Source organism: Microbispora sp. NPDC049125 (assembly GCF_040802045.1).
Classification (GTDB): Bacteria; Actinomycetota; Actinomycetes; order Streptosporangiales; family Streptosporangiaceae; genus Microbispora.
On the sequence record NZ_JBEZDW010000049.1, the window covers coordinates 13,649 to 31,242 of the forward strand.

Consider the following 17,594-nt stretch of genomic DNA (forward strand, 5'->3'; position numbering starts at 1 on the left):
CCCCGGCCTCCGAGGAGGGAGGGGTCATGGCGACCGTGACCGGCGAGACGAGCCCTACCGGGGCGGTCGAGCTGTCGATCAGCGGCATGACCTGCGCCTCGTGCGCCGGCCGGATCGAGCGCAAGCTGAACAAGCTGGACGGCGTGAACGCCACCGTCAACTTCGCGACGGAGAAGGCGAAGGTCACCTTCCCCGGGAGCCTCGACCCGCACGAGCTCGTCGCCGTGGTCGAGCAGGCCGGATACGGCGCCGCGCTGCCCGAGCCGCCGAAGGGCGGCCCGGCGGAAGAGCGGGACGAGCGGGACGGCGAGCTGAGGCGGCTGCGCGACCGGCTGGTCGTCACCATCGTGCTGGCCGTGCCGGTGGTGGCGATGGCGATGATCCCGGCGCTGCAGTTCCGCTACTGGCAGTGGCTGTCGCTCACGCTGGCGGCCCCGGCCGTGGTCTACGGCGGCCTGCCGTTCCACCGCGCCGCGTGGACGAACCTGCGCCACGGCGCCGCGACGATGGACACGCTGGTCTCCCTGGGCACGCTCGCGGCGCTGGGCTGGTCGGTCTGGGCCCTGTTCTTCGGCACGGCCGGCATGCCGGGCATGACCCATCCCTTTGCCTTCACGATCGAGCGGACCGACGGCTCCGGCAACATCTATCTGGAGGCCGCCGCCGGCGTCACCGCGTTCATCCTGGCCGGACGCTACTTCGAGGCCAGGTCCAAGCGCCGCGCCGGCGCGGCCCTGCGCGCCCTGCTGGAGCTGGGCGCCAAGGACGTGGGCCTGCTCCGCGACGGGGTCGAGACCCGCGTCCCCGCCGACCGGCTGGCCGTGGGGGACCGGTTCGTCGTCCGTCCGGGCGAGAAGATCGCCACAGACGGAGTGGTCGAGGAGGGCACCTCCGCCGTGGACGCGTCGATGCTGACCGGCGAGTCGGTCCCGGTCGAGGTGGCCCCCGGTGACGGCGTGACCGGCGCCACGGTCAACGCCGGCGGCCGGCTGGTCGTCCGGGCCACCCGGGTGGGCGCCGCCACCCGGCTCGCGCAGATGGCGGCGCTGGTCGAGGAGGCCCAGAACGGCAAGGCGCAGGTGCAGCGCCTGGCCGACCGGGTCTCCGCCGTCTTCGTCCCCGTCGTGATCGTTCTCGCCGTCGCCACGCTGGGATTCTGGCTCGGCACGGGACAAGGGGCGGGCTCGGCCTTCACCGCCGCCGTCGCCGTGCTCATCATCGCCTGCCCCTGCGCGCTCGGCCTTGCCACTCCCACCGCGCTGCTGGTCGGCACCGGCCGCGGCGCCCAGCTCGGCATCCTGATCAGAGGGCCGGAGGTGCTGGAGTCCACCCGGGCCGTCGACACCGTCGTGCTCGACAAGACCGGCACCGTCACCGAGGGCCGGATGAGCCTGGTGGAGGTGCACGTCGCCGAGGGCGCCGGGGAGGAGGAGGTCCTCCGGCTGGCGGGCGCGCTGGAGCACGCCTCGGAGCACCCCATCGCCCAGGCCGTCGCCAGGGGAGCGGCCGAGCGGGTGGGCGACCTGCCCGCGGCCGAGGGCTTCGCCAACGTCGAGGGCCTCGGCGTCCAGGGAGTGGTGGACGGGCACGCTGTCCTGGTCGGGCGGCCCGCGCTGCTCGCCGAGTGGTCGCAGCACCTGCCCCCCGCCCTGGAACGGGCGGTCCACCAGGCCCACGCGGCCGGCCGTACGGCCGTCGCCGTCGGCTGGGACGGCGCGGCGCGCGCCGTGCTGGTGGTCGCCGACACGGTGAAGCCGACCAGCGCCGAGGCCGTCCGGCGGCTGCGGGCGCTCGGCCTGACCCCGGTGCTGCTCACCGGCGACAACGAGACCGTCGCGCGGACGGTGGCCGCCGAGGTGGGCGTCGACGAGGTGATCGCCGAGGTCCTGCCCGCCGGCAAGGTCGACGTGGTCAAGCGGCTCCAGGCCGACGGCAGGACGGTCGCCATGGTCGGCGACGGGGTCAACGACGCCGCGGCGCTGGCCCAGGCCGACCTGGGGCTCGCCATGGGCACCGGCACCGACGCGGCGATCCAGGCCGCCGACCTGACCCTGGTGCGCGGGGACCTGCGGGTCGCCGCCGACGCCATCCGGCTGTCACGCCGGACGCTGGCCACGATCAAGGGCAACCTGTTCTGGGCCTTCGCCTACAACGTGGCCGCGCTGCCGCTCGCCGCGCTCGGGCTGCTCAACCCGATGATCGCCGGGGCGGCCATGGCGTTCTCCAGCGTCTTCGTGGTCACCAACAGCCTCCGCCTGCGCCGCTTCAGCTGAACATCGCAACGTGGCGACGAGCGAGGCGGGGAGGCCCGGTGAAGGTGCGACAGGCGCGGGCGGCGGCGTCCCGATGGGTGGCCGGGCGGGCGGCGGCGCCCGACTTCGCGGGCGCCTACCTCAGCGGCTCGGCCGCCTGGCTGCCCGCGGACGCCGACCTGCCCGCCACCTCGGACGTGGACGTCATGGTCGTGACCACGCACGAGCAGGTGCCGCCCAAACCGGGCAAGCTCCGCCACGAAGGGGTCCTGCTCGACGTGACCTACCTGGGGTGGAGCGACATCCCCTCGGCCGAGACGGTGCTGTCGCACTACCACCTCGCGGGCGGGTTCCGTACGAACACGGTCGTGGCGGACCCGACCGGCCGGCTGACCCGGCTGAGTGACGCCGTCGCGCGGGACTACGCGAAACGGTCGTGGGTGCGACGCAGGTGCGAGCACGCCCGGCGGCGGATCGTGGACGGGCTGGCCACGCTCGACCCCGCGAGCCCCTTTCCCCGCCAGGTGATGGCCTGGCTGTTCCCTGCCGGGGTCACCGCGCACGTGCTGCTCACGGCGGGCCTGCGCAACCCGACCGTACGGCTGCGCTACCTCGCGGCCCGGGCGCTCCTCCACGAGCACGGCCTCGGCGACTTCCACGAGGAGCTGCTCGGCCTGCTCGGCTGCGCGGCGATGACACCCGCTCGCGCCGGCCGGCATCTGGACGCGATGACGCGCGTCTTCGACGCCGCCGCCCCGATGGCCCCTGGGACGCGCTTCCCCTTCGCCGCCGACATCACCCCCGAGGCGCGGCCGATCGCGGTGGACGGGGGGCACGAGCTGATCGCGCGCGGCCGTCACCGGGAGGCCGTCTTCTGGATCACCGCGACCTACGCGCGGTGCCTGCTGATCCTCGGGCCGCACGCCACCACCGGGCAGCGGGAGGGGTTCGCGGAGCTCGCCGGCGACCTGGGGGTGGGCGGGCCGGGCGACCTGCCGCGACGGGCCGGGGACGTCGCCCGCTTCCTGCCGCGCCTGGACCAGGTGACGGAGGCGGTCCTGGCCGCGTCCCCGGCGACGGGGCCGGATTGAGCCGCCCGGGATCTCGCCCGGCAGCCGGCCGCGCGACGTAGTCCCCGAGCCGGCCGCGCGACGTACTCCCCGAGCCGGGCGTGCGACGTACTTCCCGAGCCGGGCGTGCGGCGGGCTCCCCGAGCCGGGCGTGCGGCGGGCCGATGTGAGGCGGATCTCATCCACTTAATTGGTATTTCACATGCATATTTTGTTAGCGTCACTGTGTGCGCCTGACGAAGTTCACCGACCTGGCCCTGCGCGTCACCATGCGCCTCGCGGTCATGGAGCCGGGAGAGAGCCTGACCACCCGGCAGGTGTCCGAGGTGATGGCGATCCCGTACACGCACACCGCGAAGGTGATCGCCCGGCTCCAGCACCTCGGGGTGGTGGAGGCGCGCCGGGGCCGTGGCGGAGGGCTCGGCCTCACCGGTTCCGGCCGTACGGCGTCGCTTGGCCGGCTGGTCCGCGAGCTGGAGGGCGAGGAGGAGGTCGTCGCCTGCGAGGGGGAGACCCCCTGCCCTCTACGGGGCGCCTGCCGCCTACGGGGTGCGCTCCGCGCGGCGCAGCACGCCTTCTACACCTCCCTCGACCCGATCACCGTGGAGGACCTGATCGCCTCCCCCACCGGGCCGGTACTGGCCGGCCTCGTCAACAGGGATGCTTCCTGAGGATTTTGGAGGATGCCGTGCTCTCGACCGAGTCGGCCACGATCGTTCGCGCCACCCTGCCCGTGATCGGCGGGGCCATCGAGGAGATCGCCACGCGCTTCTACGCGTCGATGTTCGCCGACAACCCCGACCTGCTGCGCGACCTGTTCAACCGGGGCAACCAGGCCAACGGCCGCCAGCGCGCCGCGCTCGCCGGGTCCATCGTCGCGTACGCCAGTGGGCTGGTCGCGGGCCCCGGCGAACGGGAGGACGCGATGCTGGGCAGGATCGCCCACCGGCACGCCTCACTCGGGGTCACGGCCGACCAGTACGCCGTCGTCCACAAGTACCTCTTCGCCGCCATCGCCGACGTGCTGGGCGACGCCGTCACCCCCGAAGTCGCCGCGGCCTGGGACGAGGTCTACTGGCTGATGGCCGGAGCCCTGATCGGCCGGGAGGTGGAGCTCCAGCACGACGCGACCGGGCCATGGCTCCAGGCGACGGTGGCCGGGCGGCGTCGTCAGACCGCGGACGCCGTCTCCTTCACCCTCCGCCCGTCGCGCCCCCTGTCGTTCCGGCCCGGCCAGTACGTCAGCGTCGTGGCCGTCCTGCCCGACGGCGCGCAGCAGATCCGGCAGTACAGCCTGTCTCACGCCCCCGAACGGGGGGACTGGCGGATCACGGTGAAGCGTGCCGCCGGGAACGGCGCCCCCGAGGGTGAGGTGTCCACCTGGCTGCACGCGAACGTGCGCCCAGGCGACGTGCTGACGGTCTCCGCGCCGTACGGGGATGTGACCCTGCCCCCCGGCGACAGGCCGTTGGTGCTGGCCTCCGCCGGGATCGGGATCACACCGGTCCTGTCGATGGTGGACCACCTCGCGGCCGTCGGCTCCACCCGCCGGGTCGTCGTCGTCCACGGTGACCGCTCCCCGGCCGACCACGCTCACCGCGAGGAGCTGGAGAGCCTGGTGGCGGGCCTGCCGTCCGCGACCCTGCACCGCTGGTACAAGGAGCCGGGCGACGGTGTGACCGCCGCCCGCACCGGCCGGGTGGACCTGGCCGGGATCGACCTGCCGGCCGATCCGGTCGCCTACCTGTGCGGGCCGCTGCCGTTCATGAGCGCCGTCCGCTCCCAGCTGCTCGCCCGCGGGGTGCCCGAGGCCGACATCCACTACGAGGTGTTCGCCCCCGACACCTGGCTCCCTCGAGGCTGACTCCCGCCGCCGGCCGTCAGAGGCCGAGTGAGAGGAGGCCGAGCAGGCCCGGCCCCACGCCCAGCTCGGCGTCGAGCCGTACGAGCCCGCCCCTCTGGGACGGCCTGGCCTTCGGAGAGGCCTGCGACGTCGAGGTGGGCCGTGGAGTGGCCGTAACGGTCCGCTCCGGGGTCACCACGGTGATCTTCTGGACGATCTTGCATACCCTCGAGCGCCTGCACAGGCCGTTCTGCACGGTGGTGCCGCCCGCGACCGTGTTGATGGAGCTGTGCTGGTAGCCGCGGTCCGTCCGAGGGCTGCGGTCGAAGGTGATGCGGCCGTCGCGGACGTGGTTCCCATCGGGATCGTCGTCCAGCGCCGTCGCCTTCCGCTGCGCCCGGGGGTGCGGCGTGCTCGTCTCCCGCGGACGCGGCGCGCTCGACTCCCACCCGCTCGGAGTGCTCGACACCTGCCGGCTCGGAGTGCTCGACACCTGCCGGCTCGGAGTGCTCGTCTCCTGCCCGCCCGGAGTGCTCGACTCCGCTCGGATGGGCACGATCGCGAGGAAAAGGCTCGACGCGCATGCGCAGGCGATCAGGGCGACGGCGACGTCCCTTCCCCGGAACGCTTCGCGAACATGCCGACGGACCATTCTCTTCACCCCCGCCGAATCGGATGAGTCCGGACGGGAGACCCCCTCGCCCCGGACGCTTTCGCTGGTCAGCGTACTGGCCGCGACCTCGGTGATCCCGTCGCCGGACCGGTGCGTGCGGGTCGTTGCCGCATCATTACCCGCAGCGGAGGTGAAATGCTTAAAAAGCTCGACATGCCCAGATCAGTCGATCCGGCCGTTCTGGTTGATCCTGCAGATCCTCGCGTGCTTCCGGCACGACGCGCCCTGAGTGATCGTCTTGTGACTGATGCTGATCGACACGTTCTGGTTGCCGTGGAACACGGTGGGGCTGTTCACCGCCGCGTAGTTCCTGTTACGGGAGGCGTGCCCGGTGTTGAGGTTGGTCGAGTGGCCGTCACCTCCGGAGGAATGCGGGGAGGCGTGCCGCGCGGGGATCGCTCCGGCCGCTCCCGCCGGGGAGGCGATCGTCCCCCACGCCGCCGCGGCCAGCGTGACGACGGCCACCCGCCACATGGTCCGGGCGACGTCCTGACGCCTTGCGTCCGTCGAGTGCCGACTCATGTCTGTGCACACCTCCCCTTCGGGAACTCAGCTCCGGATGGATACGAAGGCGGGATACCCCGAGATGTGACATCGCTCCCGCCTCCCGGTGATCCATGGCGCAGATGATGACCGGCTCTTGGCCCGGCGGGTCTCGGTCAGCCGGTCACGGCCATGAGGGCGTCCTCGCGCACTCGCGCCGGCTCGCTCATCCGCTGGAGGATCCGGCCGTTCGCGCCCACGATGACCAGCGTGTTGTGCTTCGCGCCCCGGACCCGGACGACCAGCCGGCCGTCCCTGAGATAGAGGGCTCCGAGCAGCGAGCCGCGCACCGGGATGGCGACCCTGTCTCCCGTACGCGTGTCCACGATCGCCGGCGTGAACCAGCTCGGCCACACGCCGTCGCCCCCCGGGTCCTTGGGGCCGATCCGGTGGACGACCACCCGGCGGCCGTCCGGCGAGAGGCTCTGCACGTGGTTGGCGAGCGCGATGCCCTTGGCCCTGCGCGACGTGCCCGTCCGGGTGTCGAGAAGGTAGACGCCCTCGGTGGTGCCCGCGTAGCCGGCCAGGTAGCGCCCGGCGCCGGACCAGGCCAGATGGCAGACGCCCCGGGTCTTCCCGAGCACGCGCGATCCCGTCCCGTCCGCCGCCACCGCCACGACGACCGACGCCTCCTGCTTCGCCCGGCGCGGGTACGCCACGGTCGTGGAGTCAGGCGAGAAGACGGGGGTCAGGCAGGGCGCCTCCGCCGCGTCGGAGGCGACGACCCTGTCCTTGGGCCTGGCGCTTCCCAGGCCGGTCAGGACGTGCAGCTTCCCCGCGCCGACCCAGGCGGCCTTGGCGCCGTCCGGCGACACCGTCAACTGATGGTTGGCGTACGCGCCGGCGATGGAGGTCGTCTGCCACGGCCGTCCGGGCCGGTGGCGCAGGACCTCGAAGGCGGCATCGCCGGAGCGCAGGTAGGTGGCCGCGCCCGTGAGCGGCCGGGGTGCGGCGGCCGGGGTGCGTGCGGCGGCCGGGACGGCCGCCGCCTGCGCCGCGACAGCCGCCCGCGCCGACTCGGGAAGCGGCGCCGCAGCGGCGCCCGCCGGCACCGCGGCCGATACGGCCACCACTCCCCCCGCGATGACCGAACACATGAACCTGTTCATCTGATTCTCTCCCCCTTGTCGTCTCCTCCTTGTGACTCCGGCCAGGGGGAGGCGGTTCTCCGTTCGGGGGAGATCCTTCATGGAAGGCGCGGACGCCAAGCCGCGCCCGCGCGGGTCACCGGGCGGGGGCCGTCGCCCCGCCCATGCGGAAGCGCATGCGGCACACGACCGCGTCCGTACGGCGGCGCAGGGCGCGGGCGAGGACGGCGCCGCGCTGGTTCTGCAGCATCCGCTGCCAGGAGTGGTCGGGCTCGATCTCCGCGATGAGCACGAACACGTGCGCCTCGCTGACGCCTCTCAGGTAGGCGACGAGCGGCTCGTCCAGGCGCCGGCGCCCGTCGAAGAGCTGCACCAGCTCGACGTCGGGGTGCCAGCACTCCCACTCGTCGACGAAACGCCGCGCCTCCGGCTCCTCCCCCGCCTGGGCGATGTTGACCGCCACGACCCTGTCGCCGAGCGAGAGCGCGGCGCCCAGGGCCTCGCAGGCCAGCCGGTTCACCGCGCGGACGGGCACCACGACGAGCGACCGGCGCGGCAGGGGCGGCAGGGGCGTGCGGCCCAGCTCCAGCCGATCCCCGATGCGGGCGTACGACCGGTTGACCCACTCCATGGCGATCACGATCAGCGGCAGCGCGACGGCGATGAGCCAGCCGCCCTCGGTGAACTTCGACATCATCACCACGACGGCGGCGACGGTCGTCAGCAGCGCTCCGAAGCCGTTCAGCGCCGCCCTCCACCGCCAGCCGGCGGGACGCACGGCCAGCCAGTGCCTGACCATCCCGGCCTGGGAGAGGCTGAACCCCACGAACACCCCGATCGCGAACAGCGGCACGAGCATGTTCATGTCGCCCGCCGAGACGATCAGCAGCGCGGCCGCCGTCACCGACAGGAACGCGATGCCGTACCGGTGCACCTGCCGGTCGGCCTGCAGGGCGAACAGGTGCGGCAGGTTGTTGTCCCTGGCCAGCAGATGGGCCAGCACGGGCAGGCCGCCGAAGGAGGTGTTGGCCGCCAGCGCCAGCAGCAGCACGGTCGACATCTGCACCACGTAGAACAGCGGGCCGTCCCCGAGAGAGGCCCGGGTGACCTGCGCGAGGACGGTCACCCCGCCGACGGGGGCGATGGAGAACTTCTCGATCAGCGCCGCGATCCCGACCAGCATCACTCCGAGCAGGCCGCCGAGGGCCACCTCCGCGCGCTGGGCGCGCCGCACACGCGGAAGCCGGAACGAGGGGACCGCGTTGGCGATGGCCTCGACACCGGTCAGCGCGGCGCAGCCGTTGGCGAAGGCCCGCAGCAGCAGAAGGAGGCCGACGCCTTCGATGTTCCGCGCCTGGGCGGCGTGCTCGACGGCGGTGGCAGGCGCGGAGCGGAGCAGCCCGGCCACGACCACCAGCAGGATGGCGCCGACGTAGACGGCCGTGGGGACGATGAAGGCGCGGGCGCTGCTCGCGATGCCCCTGAGGTTGACGGCGGTGACCAGCGCCAGCACGCCCAGGCAGAGCCAGAGCGTGTACGGCAGGAGCGCCGGGAGCGCCGACGTGAGCGCCGCCACCCCGGCGGCCACCGATACCGCCACGTTGAGCACGTAGTCCACGAGCAGCGAGGCGGCTGCCACCAGGCTGGCCCGGCGGCCGAAGTAGGTCTTGGCCACGCCGTACGCGCCGCCGCCTCCGGGGAACACGGCGATCACCTGGCGGTAGGAGAACGTCAGCACCGCGAGCAGCAGGGCGATGGCCAGCGTGACCGGGACCGTGAAGCCGAGCCCCCGGCCGCCCGCGAGTGCGAGCACCAAGACGATCGCCTCCGGGCCGTAGGCCACGGACGCCATCGCGTCGAGCGAGAGCGCGGCCAGGCCGCCGACGACGCTCAGCCGGTGCCGCTCGGGGAGATCGGGAAGCTCCTTCGCCCCCGGGACGGGGAGCGGGGTCCGCACGGTGGTCATCGATTTCTCCTGGTAGGGAATGGGTGTTCAGCGTGGCCCCGATGACCGCTCCGTCATCGTGATCCCTACACGCCCATGACGGCCACGCGCCGATTCCTACGCGGCGCTGACCACGGCGCTCACAGGCCGACGTCGCGGCGCATGAGGTCCTCCTGGCCCTCCCGGCGGACGACCAGCCGGGCCCGCCCATGGGACACGGCGACCACGGGAGGGCGGCCCGTCATGTTGTAGGTGGAGGCCATCGAATGGTTGTAGGCGCCCGTGGCCGCGACGACGAGCACGTCTCCCGGCCGGATGTCCGCGGGGAGGCGTACGCCCTCGGCGAGCGTGTCCCCCGCCTCGCAGTGGTGGCCGACGATCGTGTAGTCGCGCTCGCCGGCCCGTGTCGCCCGGCCGATCATGCGGATCTCGTAGCGGGAGCCGTAGAGGGCGGGCCTGGGGTTGTCGCTCATCCCGCCGTCGACGGCGACGTACGTGTGGCGCAGCGCCTTCTTCACGGCGATCACCCGATAGAGCGTCACCCCGGCGGGGCCGGTGATCGCCCGTCCGGGCTCCACCGTCAGCCGGGGGACCGGCAGGCCCGCCGCCGTGCAGCGCTCCACCACCGTGGCCGCCGCCAAGGCGAGCCGCGACGGGCTCAGCGCGGGCTCCCCGGACACGTACGCGATGCCGTGCCCGCCACCCAGGTCGAGCTGCGGGAGGACGACGCCGTGCTCCTCGCGGATGGCGGCGAGCAGCCGGACCATGACGCGCGCGGCCCGCTCGTACGGGTCGGTGGACACGATCTGCGAGCCGAGGTGGCAGTGCAGCCCGACCAGCTCCAGGCGAGGCTGCCCGAGCACCCGGCGCACCGCCTCGGCGGCCGCTCCAGACGCGATGGACAGCCCGAACTTCTGGTCCTCGCCCCCGGTGCGGATCGCGGCGTGCGCGCCGGCCTCCACGTCGGGGATCACCCGGATCAGCACCTTCTGCCGGCGGCCCGCCGGCATCAGCGCGGCGAGCCGGTTGATCTCGGCGATGTCGTCGACGACGAGGCGGCCCACGCCCTCGTCGAGGGCGTACCGCAGCTCGCCGGGGGTCTTCGCGTTGCCATGGAAGATGATCTTCTCGACGGGGAACCCGGCCGCACGCGCCACGGCCAGCTCGCCTGCCGAGCACACGTCGAGGCTCATCCCCTCCGACCGCACCCAGGCGGCGATCGCGCGGCACAGGAACGCCTTGGCCGCGTACGCCACCTCGGCCCGGGGCAGCGCCGCGCGGTAGGCCCGGCAGCGCAGGCGGACGTCGGCCTCGTCCATGACGTACGCCGGTGTGCCGAAGCGCCGCGCGATGTCCATGAGCCCGGCGCCGGCGACGGTGGCCTGGCCTCCGGGGCCGAATCGCATGGTGACCGGCCAGGGCGCCCCCGCCGTCGTGACGACGGGCGTCTCCACCTCACGCGTGAGCGACCTCATCTCAGGCCGCCCGTACGGAGGCGCCGGCGAGAGCCTCGGCGGCGTAGCCGGCGGGCTGGGCGGACTGGGCGTGGCCGGCGGGCTGGGCGGGCATCGTTCCCGCGGGGTCGAAGACGACGCCGATGACGTCCAGGTCCGCGATGAGCCCCCGGAGCACGGGCTCGGTGAGGCAGGTCCACGGCTGGTCCGCGCCCAGGACCTTCATCAGCCGGGCGGGCGACGAGAAGGCGACCGCCGTCCTCTTACCGGCGGCGGTACGGAACAGTCGCAGCGACTGGGTGACCGTGCCAGCGTGGACCGGCACGAAAAGCAGGTGCGGAGATGCTTCTGCCATGATTCCTCCTCGCCCGCGTTCCGGAGGGCAATGCTCCGGAGAAGGGCGGTTCATGTAAAACCCGACAAAAGGAACGCTATGCCTGCATTCACCCAGGTAGCTGCCGTCGTGACGTGTTCCGGACGGCCGCCTCGTCAACCCTGACGCGCCGTTGACGACCCCCGGAGAACGACCGCCCAGAAGCCGAGCGGCCGGGGGTGTGGTCACGGGGTGAAGCGGTAGCCCATTCCCGGCTCGGTCATGAGGTGCGCCGGATGGGCTGGATCCCGCTCCAGCTTGCGCCGCAGCTGCGCCATGTACTGGCGCAGGTAGTTGGTCTCCTTGACGAACTGCGGGCCCCACACCTCGCTGAGGAGCTGCCGCTGGCTCACCAGCTTGCCGGGGTGGCGCAGGAGGAGCTCCAGGATGTGCCACTCCGTCGGCGTCAGCCGTACGTCGCCGGAGACGGTCTTGTCGATCAGGTCGATCACGTGGTCGCCGATCTGCACGCGCGCGAGCTCGGCCTCCTGGATCGCGGTGCGCCGGCTCACCGCCCGTACGCGGGCGAGCAGCTCGTCGATTCCGAACGGCTTGGTGACGTAGTCGTCGGCCCCCGCGTCGAGGGCGCCCACCTTGTCCTGGTTCCCGGCACGCCCGGACAGCACGATGATGGGGATCTTGGTCCAGCCGCGCAGCCCGTGGATGACGTCGACGCCGTCCATGTCGGGCAGCCCCAGGTCGAGCAGGACGAGGTCGGGACGCCAGTCGGCGGCCACCCGCAGCGCCGACCCGCCGTCGGGGGCGACGGCCACCTCGTACCGCCGGGCGGCCAGGTTGATCCGGAGAGCACGCAGGATCTGGGGCTCGTCGTCCACGACGAGGATGCGCGTCATGGGAGCACCCGCCCGGCGCGGGCGTGGATCGGCAGAGTAACGATCATGGTGAGCCCTCCTCCGGGCGTCTCCTCGGGGACGAGCGCGCCGCCCATCGCCTCCGACAGGCCGCGCGACAGCGCGAGCCCCAGCCCGACGCCGGAGTGGTTGTCCCTGTCGCCGAGGCGCTGGAAGGGCATGAAGACCCGGTCGTAGGCGTCCTGCGGGATGCCGGGGCCCCGGTCGATGATCCGGACCTCCACGACGTCGCCGTGCGCGCTCGCGGTGACGAGCACCCGGTCGCCCGGCGGGGTGTAGCGGACGGCGTTCGACATCAGGTTGACCAGCACCCTCTCCAGCAGATCCGGGTCGGCGACGACCTCGGGCAGGCCGGCGGCGACGTCGGCCTTGACGCGGTCGCTGAGCGGCCCGAGGTCGTCGATGGCCCAGGGCACGATCTCCTCGATCGCGACCGGCTGCGCGGACACGCCCAGCACGCCCGCCTGGAGGCGGCTCATGTCCAGCAGGTTGGCGACCAGGCGGTCCAGCTTGGCCAGCGACTCGTCGGCGGTGGCGAGCAGCTCCCTCGTGTCGTCCTGCGACCAGGCGACGTCGGTGGCGCTCAGGCTCTCGACGGCGGCCTTGGCCGAGGCCAGCGGGGTGCGCAGGTCGTGGCTGACGGCGGCGAGCAGCGCGGTGCGCATCTTGTCGGCCTCGGCCAGCGGCCTGGCCTGCTCCGCCTCCTCCTCCAGCCGTTCCTGCCGCAGCGCCACGGCGGCGTGGGCGGCGAACGCCTCCAGCACGCGGCGGTCGGAGGCGTCGAGCAGCCGGCCGCGGGCGGCGAGCACCAGGTCCTCGTCCACGTCGACGTCGGTGTCGGCGGCGCCGGGGGAGGTGCAGGGCGCGCCGCCGGAGGTGGCGACGATCCGCCAGGCTTCCGGGTCGGACCGGTCGTCCGGCCCCTGCTCCGGCTCCGGCCGCCGTTCGAGCAGGGTGACGGAGGTGAGGCCGAATGTCTCGCGCAGCCGCGCCAGCAACGAGGGGACGGCGGCCTCGCCGCGCAGGACGTGCCCGGCCAGGGTCGAGAGGATCTCCGCGTCCGCGCCGGCCTGGGCCGCCTCCCTCGTACGGCGGGCCGCGAGGTCGACGATGGTGCTGACCGCCGCGGCGACCAGGACGAACACGACCAGGGCGAAGAGGTTCTCCGGATCGGAGATCGTGAACGTGTTGATGGGCGGGGTGAAGTAGTAGTTGAGCAGGAGCGACCCGCCGACGGCCACGGTGATCGCCGGCCACATGCCGCCGATCAGCGCGACGCCGACCACCATGCTCAGGAAGAGCAGGATGACGCTGGGCAGCGTCAGCCCGCCGCGGATCGGCACGAGCGCGGCGGTCAGGGCCGGCACTCCGGCGACGGCGACGCCCCAGCCGGTCAGCCGGCGGCGCCGGGTGAGGGCCGCTCTCGACCGTGACGGCCGCAGGCGTCCCTTCCTCGCCTCGTCATGAGTGATCATGTGGACGTCGATGGACCCGGACAGCGCGGTCGTCTCGACCCCCACACCGCGCGTGAGGAGCTGGGCGAGCCTGCCGCGCCGCGAGGCGCCGAGCACGAGCTGGGTGGCGTTCACCCCCTGGGCGAAGTCGAGCAGCGCCCGGGCCACGTCGTCGCCGACGACCTGGTGGTAGGTGCCGCCCATGCTCTCCACCAGGGCCCGCTGCCTTGCCAGCAGCGCCGGATCGCCTCCGGGCAGCCCGTCCGCCCGGGTGATGTGGACGGCCAGCAGGTCGGCGCCCTTGGTCCGGGCCGCGATGCGCGCGGCCCGCCGGACGAGCGTGTCCCCCTCGGGCCCGCCCGTGAGGGCCACCACGACCCGCTCGCGGGCCTCCCAGGTGGCGGCGATGCCGTGCTCGGCGCGGTAGCGGTCGAGCTGCTCGTCCACCTTCCCCGCGACCCACAGCAGCGCCAGCTCGCGCAGCGCCGTCAGGTTGCCGACCCGGAAGTAGTTCGACAGCGCCGCGTCCACCTTCTCCGGGGCGTAGACGTTGCCGTGGGCCATGCGGCGGCGCAGCGCGTCGGGGGACATGTCGACCAGCTCGACCTGGTGGGCCCGCCGTACGACCTCGTCGGGCACGGTCTCCCGCTGCGGGATGCCGGTGATCTGCCGGACGACGTCGTTGACCGACTCCAGATGCTGGATGTTCACCGTGGAGACGACGTCGATCCCGGCGTCGAGGAGCTCCTCGATGTCCTGCCACCGCTTGGCGTTGCGCGAGCCCGGCACGTTCGTGTGCGCCAGCTCGTCGATCAGCGCGAGCTTCGGGGCGCGCGCCAGGACGGCGTCGACGTCGAGCTCGGTGAAGGTCGTCCCCCGGTGGGTGGTCGTCCTGCGGGGGACGACCTCCAGGCCGTCGAGCAGATCGGCGGTGTGGGGGCGGCCGTGGGTCTCGACGAGACCCACGACCACGTCCCGGCCCCGCCGCATGGCCCGGCGGCCCTCGCAGAGCATCGCGTACGTCTTGCCGACACCCGGCGCGGCCCCCAGGTAGACGCGCAGCCGCCCTCGGGGCACCCGGCTCACCGCCCCCCTGTGGAAGCGTGGTCGAGGGCCAGATTGAGCTCCAGCACGTTCACCCCGGGCTCACCCATGAACCCGAGTGCCCGGCCGGTCGTGTGCTCCCTGATCAGCGCCTGGACCCGGCTCAGGGCCAGGCCGCGCTGCTTGGCGACGCGCGGCGCCTGCACTTCGGCGTACGCGGGGGAGATGTGCGGGTCGAGGCCGCTGCCGCTCGCGGTGACTGCGTCCGGCGGGACGACCGCCCGCGCGTCACCCGCGACGGGCACGGTGCGGCCGGCCGCGTAGTCGTCCCCTGGCGTGCCGCACTCGACCTTGACGCCCTGGTAGACCGGGATGAACGGCGCGGCGGGGCACGCCTGGTTGACGCTGACGACCCTCTTGGGGGTGCCGACGGCCGGGAAGACCTTCAGCACCGCGCCGACGCCGTCCGCCGTGCAGTACTGCCGGGCGCCGCTCACGCCGTCCAGCTCGCCGATCGCCTTGGAGCGTGCGCAGACCTGGGTGAGCAGCGACCGCCTGCCCTCCTTGGCCGCGTCGTCGGCGCCCTTCGGGTCGGGCAGCGTGTCGATCACGTCCTCGGGGCCGAGGTTGCTCGCCGCGGTGGACAGCATGTCGTAGCCGTCGCCGGCGGCGGACGGCCGGCTCTGGAAGTACGCCGGGATCGGCTTGCCGTCCTTGTCCGTGAAGAGCTGGCCGATCAGCGCGCTTCCGACGTCCTTGCCGCCCTTGGTGACGATCGAGCCGTTGGCCTTGCCGTGGAAGAGGACCTGGGCGACACCCGTGACGGCCAGCGGGTAGACGGCGCCGAGCAGCAGCGTCAGTACGACGACCGCCCGGATGGCGGCGAGGTGCTGGAGGATCCAGCGTGGCAGACGTTCCATTACGACATCCCCGGGAGGAACTGGATGACCAGGTCAATGAGCTTGATGCCGATGAACGGCGTGACGATGCCGCCCAGGCCGTACACGTAGAGGTTGCGGGACAGCAGCTTCGAGGCGCTGGAGGGCCGGTACCGCACGCCGCGCAGGGCGAGCGGGATCAGCGCGACGATGACGACCGCGTTGAAGACGACGGCGGACAGGATCGCCGACTGCGGGCTGTGCAGGCGCATGATGTTCAGCGCGTCCAGCCCCGGATAGACCGCCGCGAACATCGCCGGGATGATCGCGAAGTACTTCGCGATGTCGTTGGCGATGGAGAACGTGGTCAGCGCGCCCCGGGTGATGAGGAGCTGCTTGCCGATCTCCACGATCTCGATGAGCTTCGTGGGGTTGGAGTCGAGGTCCACCATGTTGCCCGCCTCCTTGGCGGCGGACGTGCCGGTGTTCATGGCGACGCCGACGTCGGCCTGCGCGAGCGCGGGCGCGTCGTTGGTGCCGTCGCCGGTCATGGCGACCAGTCGGCCGCCCTCCTGCTCGCGCCTGATCAGGGCCAGCTTGTCCTCGGGGGTGGCCTCGGCGAGGAAGTCGTCGACCCCCGCCTCCTCGGCGATCGCCCCAGCGGTCAGCGGGTTGTCCCCGGTGATCATGACGGTCCTGATGCCCATCCGGCGCATCTCGTCGAACCGCTCGCGCATGCCCTGCTTGACCACGTCCTTGAGGTGGATGACCCCGAGGACGCGGGCCGTGCCGCCGGACACCTCGCCGACCACAAGAGGCGTCCCGCCCGACCCGGAGATGCCGTCCACCAGCTCGCCGACGCTGTGCGTCGGATGGCCGCCGTGGTCGCGCACCCACTTCATCACCGATGTCGCGGCGCCCTTGCGGACCTGGCGGCCGTCCACGTCCACGCCCGACATGCGGGTCTGCGCCGTGAAGGGCACCCAGTCGGCGTGCGCCAGCTCGCCGGGCCGCCGTTCGCGCAGGCCGTACTCCTGCTTGGCGTAGACGACGATCGAGCGGCCCTCGGGGGTCTCGTCGGCCAGGCTGGACAGCTGCGCCGCCTCGGCGAGCTCCCGCTGGGTCACACCGTCCACCGGGACGAAGTCCGACGCCTGGCGGTTGCCCAGGGTGATGGTGCCGGTCTTGTCGAGCAGCAGGGTGCTCACGTCGCCCGCCGCCTCGACGGCCCGGCCGCTCATGGCGAGCACGTTGCGCTGCACCAGGCGGTCCATCCCGGCGATGCCGATGGCCGACAGCAGCGCGCCGATCGTCGTCGGGATGAGGCAGACGAGCAGGGAGACCAGCACGACGCCGGTGACGCCGTCGCCCGTCAGGGCGAGCGAGTCGGCCACCCCCGGGTTGACGGACCTGGAGTAGATCGCCAGCGGCTGCATGGTCACGGTCGCGACCAGGAAGATGATCGTGAGCGCGGCGAGCAGGATGTTGAGGGCGATCTCGTTCGGGGTCTTCTGCCGGTTGGCCCCCTCGACCAGGGCGATCATCCGATCGATGAAGCTCTCCCCCGGCTTCTGGGTGATCTTCACGATGATCTGGTCGGACAGCACCTTGGTGCCGCCGGTCACGGCCGACCGGTCGCCGCCCGACTCGCGGATCACGGGCGCGGACTCGCCGGTGATGGCGGACTCGTCGACGGAGGCGATGCCCTCGACGACGTCGCCGTCACCGGGGATGATCTCCCCGGCCTCGACGATCACATGATCGCCCTGCCTGAGCTCGGGGGCGGCGACGACCTCCCAGTGGGACAGGTCGAGGCCGTCGACGAGCCGGCGGGCGGTGGTGTCGCGCTTGGCGGCCCGCAGCGTGGCGGCCTGCGCCTTGCCGCGGCCCTCGGCCACGGCCTCGGCCAGGTTGGCGAACACCACGGTCAGCCAGAGCCAGACGGTGATCGCCCAGGCGAAGAAGGACGGGTCGCCGACGGCCAGGACGGTCGTGAAGACCGCCCCGATCTCGACGATGAGCATGACGGGGTTGCGCCACAGGGTCGCGGGGTTCAGTTTCCTGAGCGCGTCCGGAAGCGACTTGATCATCTGTGCGGGGTCGAG

Annotated in this window: 14 protein-coding genes; 4 read left to right on the top strand and 10 right to left on the bottom strand. The window is 72.8% G+C overall.

Annotation, left to right across the window (positions count from 1 at the left end):
• Positions 1–26: 26 nt before the first annotated feature.
• From AB0B72_RS35955 to AB0B72_RS35970, 4 genes are all read left to right on the top strand, one after another.
• Positions 27–2,273 (top strand): heavy metal translocating P-type ATPase, encoded by a 2,247-nt coding sequence (locus AB0B72_RS35955; RefSeq protein WP_367743955.1) that lies wholly within the window; start codon positions 27–29, stop codon positions 2,271–2,273.
• A gap of 38 nt (positions 2,274–2,311) precedes the next feature.
• A complete protein-coding gene (locus AB0B72_RS35960; RefSeq protein WP_367743956.1) occupies positions 2,312–3,343 on the top strand; it encodes a hypothetical protein in 1,032 nt (343 codons plus the stop codon).
• 206 nt (positions 3,344–3,549) lie between these two features.
• Positions 3,550–3,993, top strand: coding sequence for an Rrf2 family transcriptional regulator (locus tag AB0B72_RS35965; protein ID WP_367743957.1), 444 nt, complete (start codon positions 3,550–3,552; stop codon positions 3,991–3,993).
• 17 nt (positions 3,994–4,010) lie between these two features.
• Positions 4,011–5,186, top strand: coding sequence for a globin domain-containing protein (locus tag AB0B72_RS35970; RefSeq protein WP_367743958.1), 1,176 nt, complete (start codon positions 4,011–4,013; stop codon positions 5,184–5,186).
• A 16-nt stretch (positions 5,187–5,202) separates the two neighbouring features.
• Here the strand turns inward: AB0B72_RS35970 and AB0B72_RS35975 are convergent, their stop codons facing one another.
• The 10 genes from AB0B72_RS35975 to kdpB all read right to left on the bottom strand — a co-directional run bounded on the left by AB0B72_RS35975 (position 5,203) and on the right by kdpB (position 17,579).
• Entirely contained in the window at positions 5,203–5,721 is a 519-nt protein-coding gene (locus tag AB0B72_RS35975; RefSeq protein ID WP_367743959.1) for a hypothetical protein, read from the bottom strand.
• Between the two features lie 279 nt (positions 5,722–6,000).
• Complete coding sequence (locus AB0B72_RS35980; protein WP_367743960.1) at positions 6,001–6,360, bottom strand: hypothetical protein; 360 nt, start codon at positions 6,358–6,360, stop codon at positions 6,001–6,003.
• 137 nt (positions 6,361–6,497) lie between these two features.
• Entirely contained in the window at positions 6,498–7,490 is a 993-nt protein-coding gene (locus AB0B72_RS35985; RefSeq protein ID WP_367743961.1) for a hypothetical protein, read from the bottom strand.
• A 115-nt stretch (positions 7,491–7,605) separates the two neighbouring features.
• A complete protein-coding gene (locus AB0B72_RS35990; RefSeq protein WP_367743962.1) occupies positions 7,606–9,435 on the bottom strand; it encodes an APC family permease in 1,830 nt (609 codons plus the stop codon).
• Between the two features lie 119 nt (positions 9,436–9,554).
• Complete coding sequence (gene lysA, locus AB0B72_RS35995; RefSeq protein ID WP_367743963.1) at positions 9,555–10,889, bottom strand: diaminopimelate decarboxylase; 1,335 nt, start codon at positions 10,887–10,889, stop codon at positions 9,555–9,557.
• Position 10,890: 1 nt separating this feature from the next.
• On the bottom strand, positions 10,891–11,223 hold the full coding sequence (locus tag AB0B72_RS36000; RefSeq protein WP_367743964.1) for an SAV_915 family protein: 333 nt from the start codon (positions 11,221–11,223) through the stop codon (positions 10,891–10,893).
• 203 nt (positions 11,224–11,426) lie between these two features.
• The gene (locus tag AB0B72_RS36005; RefSeq protein WP_367743966.1) at positions 11,427–12,095 is read right to left on the bottom strand and encodes a response regulator; all 669 of its coding nucleotides are present in this window, start codon (positions 12,093–12,095) and stop codon (positions 11,427–11,429) included.
• Positions 12,092–14,644, bottom strand: a complete 2,553-nt coding sequence (locus tag AB0B72_RS36010) for a DUF4118 domain-containing protein (RefSeq protein WP_367744006.1) — start codon at positions 14,642–14,644, stop codon at positions 12,092–12,094. The genes AB0B72_RS36005 and AB0B72_RS36010 overlap by 4 nt, the downstream gene beginning before the upstream one ends.
• A 5-nt stretch (positions 14,645–14,649) precedes the next feature.
• Positions 14,650–15,531 carry a potassium-transporting ATPase subunit C gene (locus AB0B72_RS36015; RefSeq protein ID WP_367743967.1) on the bottom strand — a complete coding sequence of 294 codons (882 nt, stop codon included), beginning with the start codon at positions 15,529–15,531 and terminating at the stop codon, positions 14,650–14,652.
• Positions 15,531–17,579 (bottom strand): potassium-transporting ATPase subunit KdpB, encoded by a 2,049-nt coding sequence (kdpB, locus tag AB0B72_RS36020; RefSeq protein WP_367744007.1) that lies wholly within the window; start codon positions 17,577–17,579, stop codon positions 15,531–15,533. Before kdpB ends, AB0B72_RS36015 begins: the two co-directional genes overlap by 1 nt.
• Between the last annotated feature and the right edge of the window lie 15 nt (positions 17,580–17,594).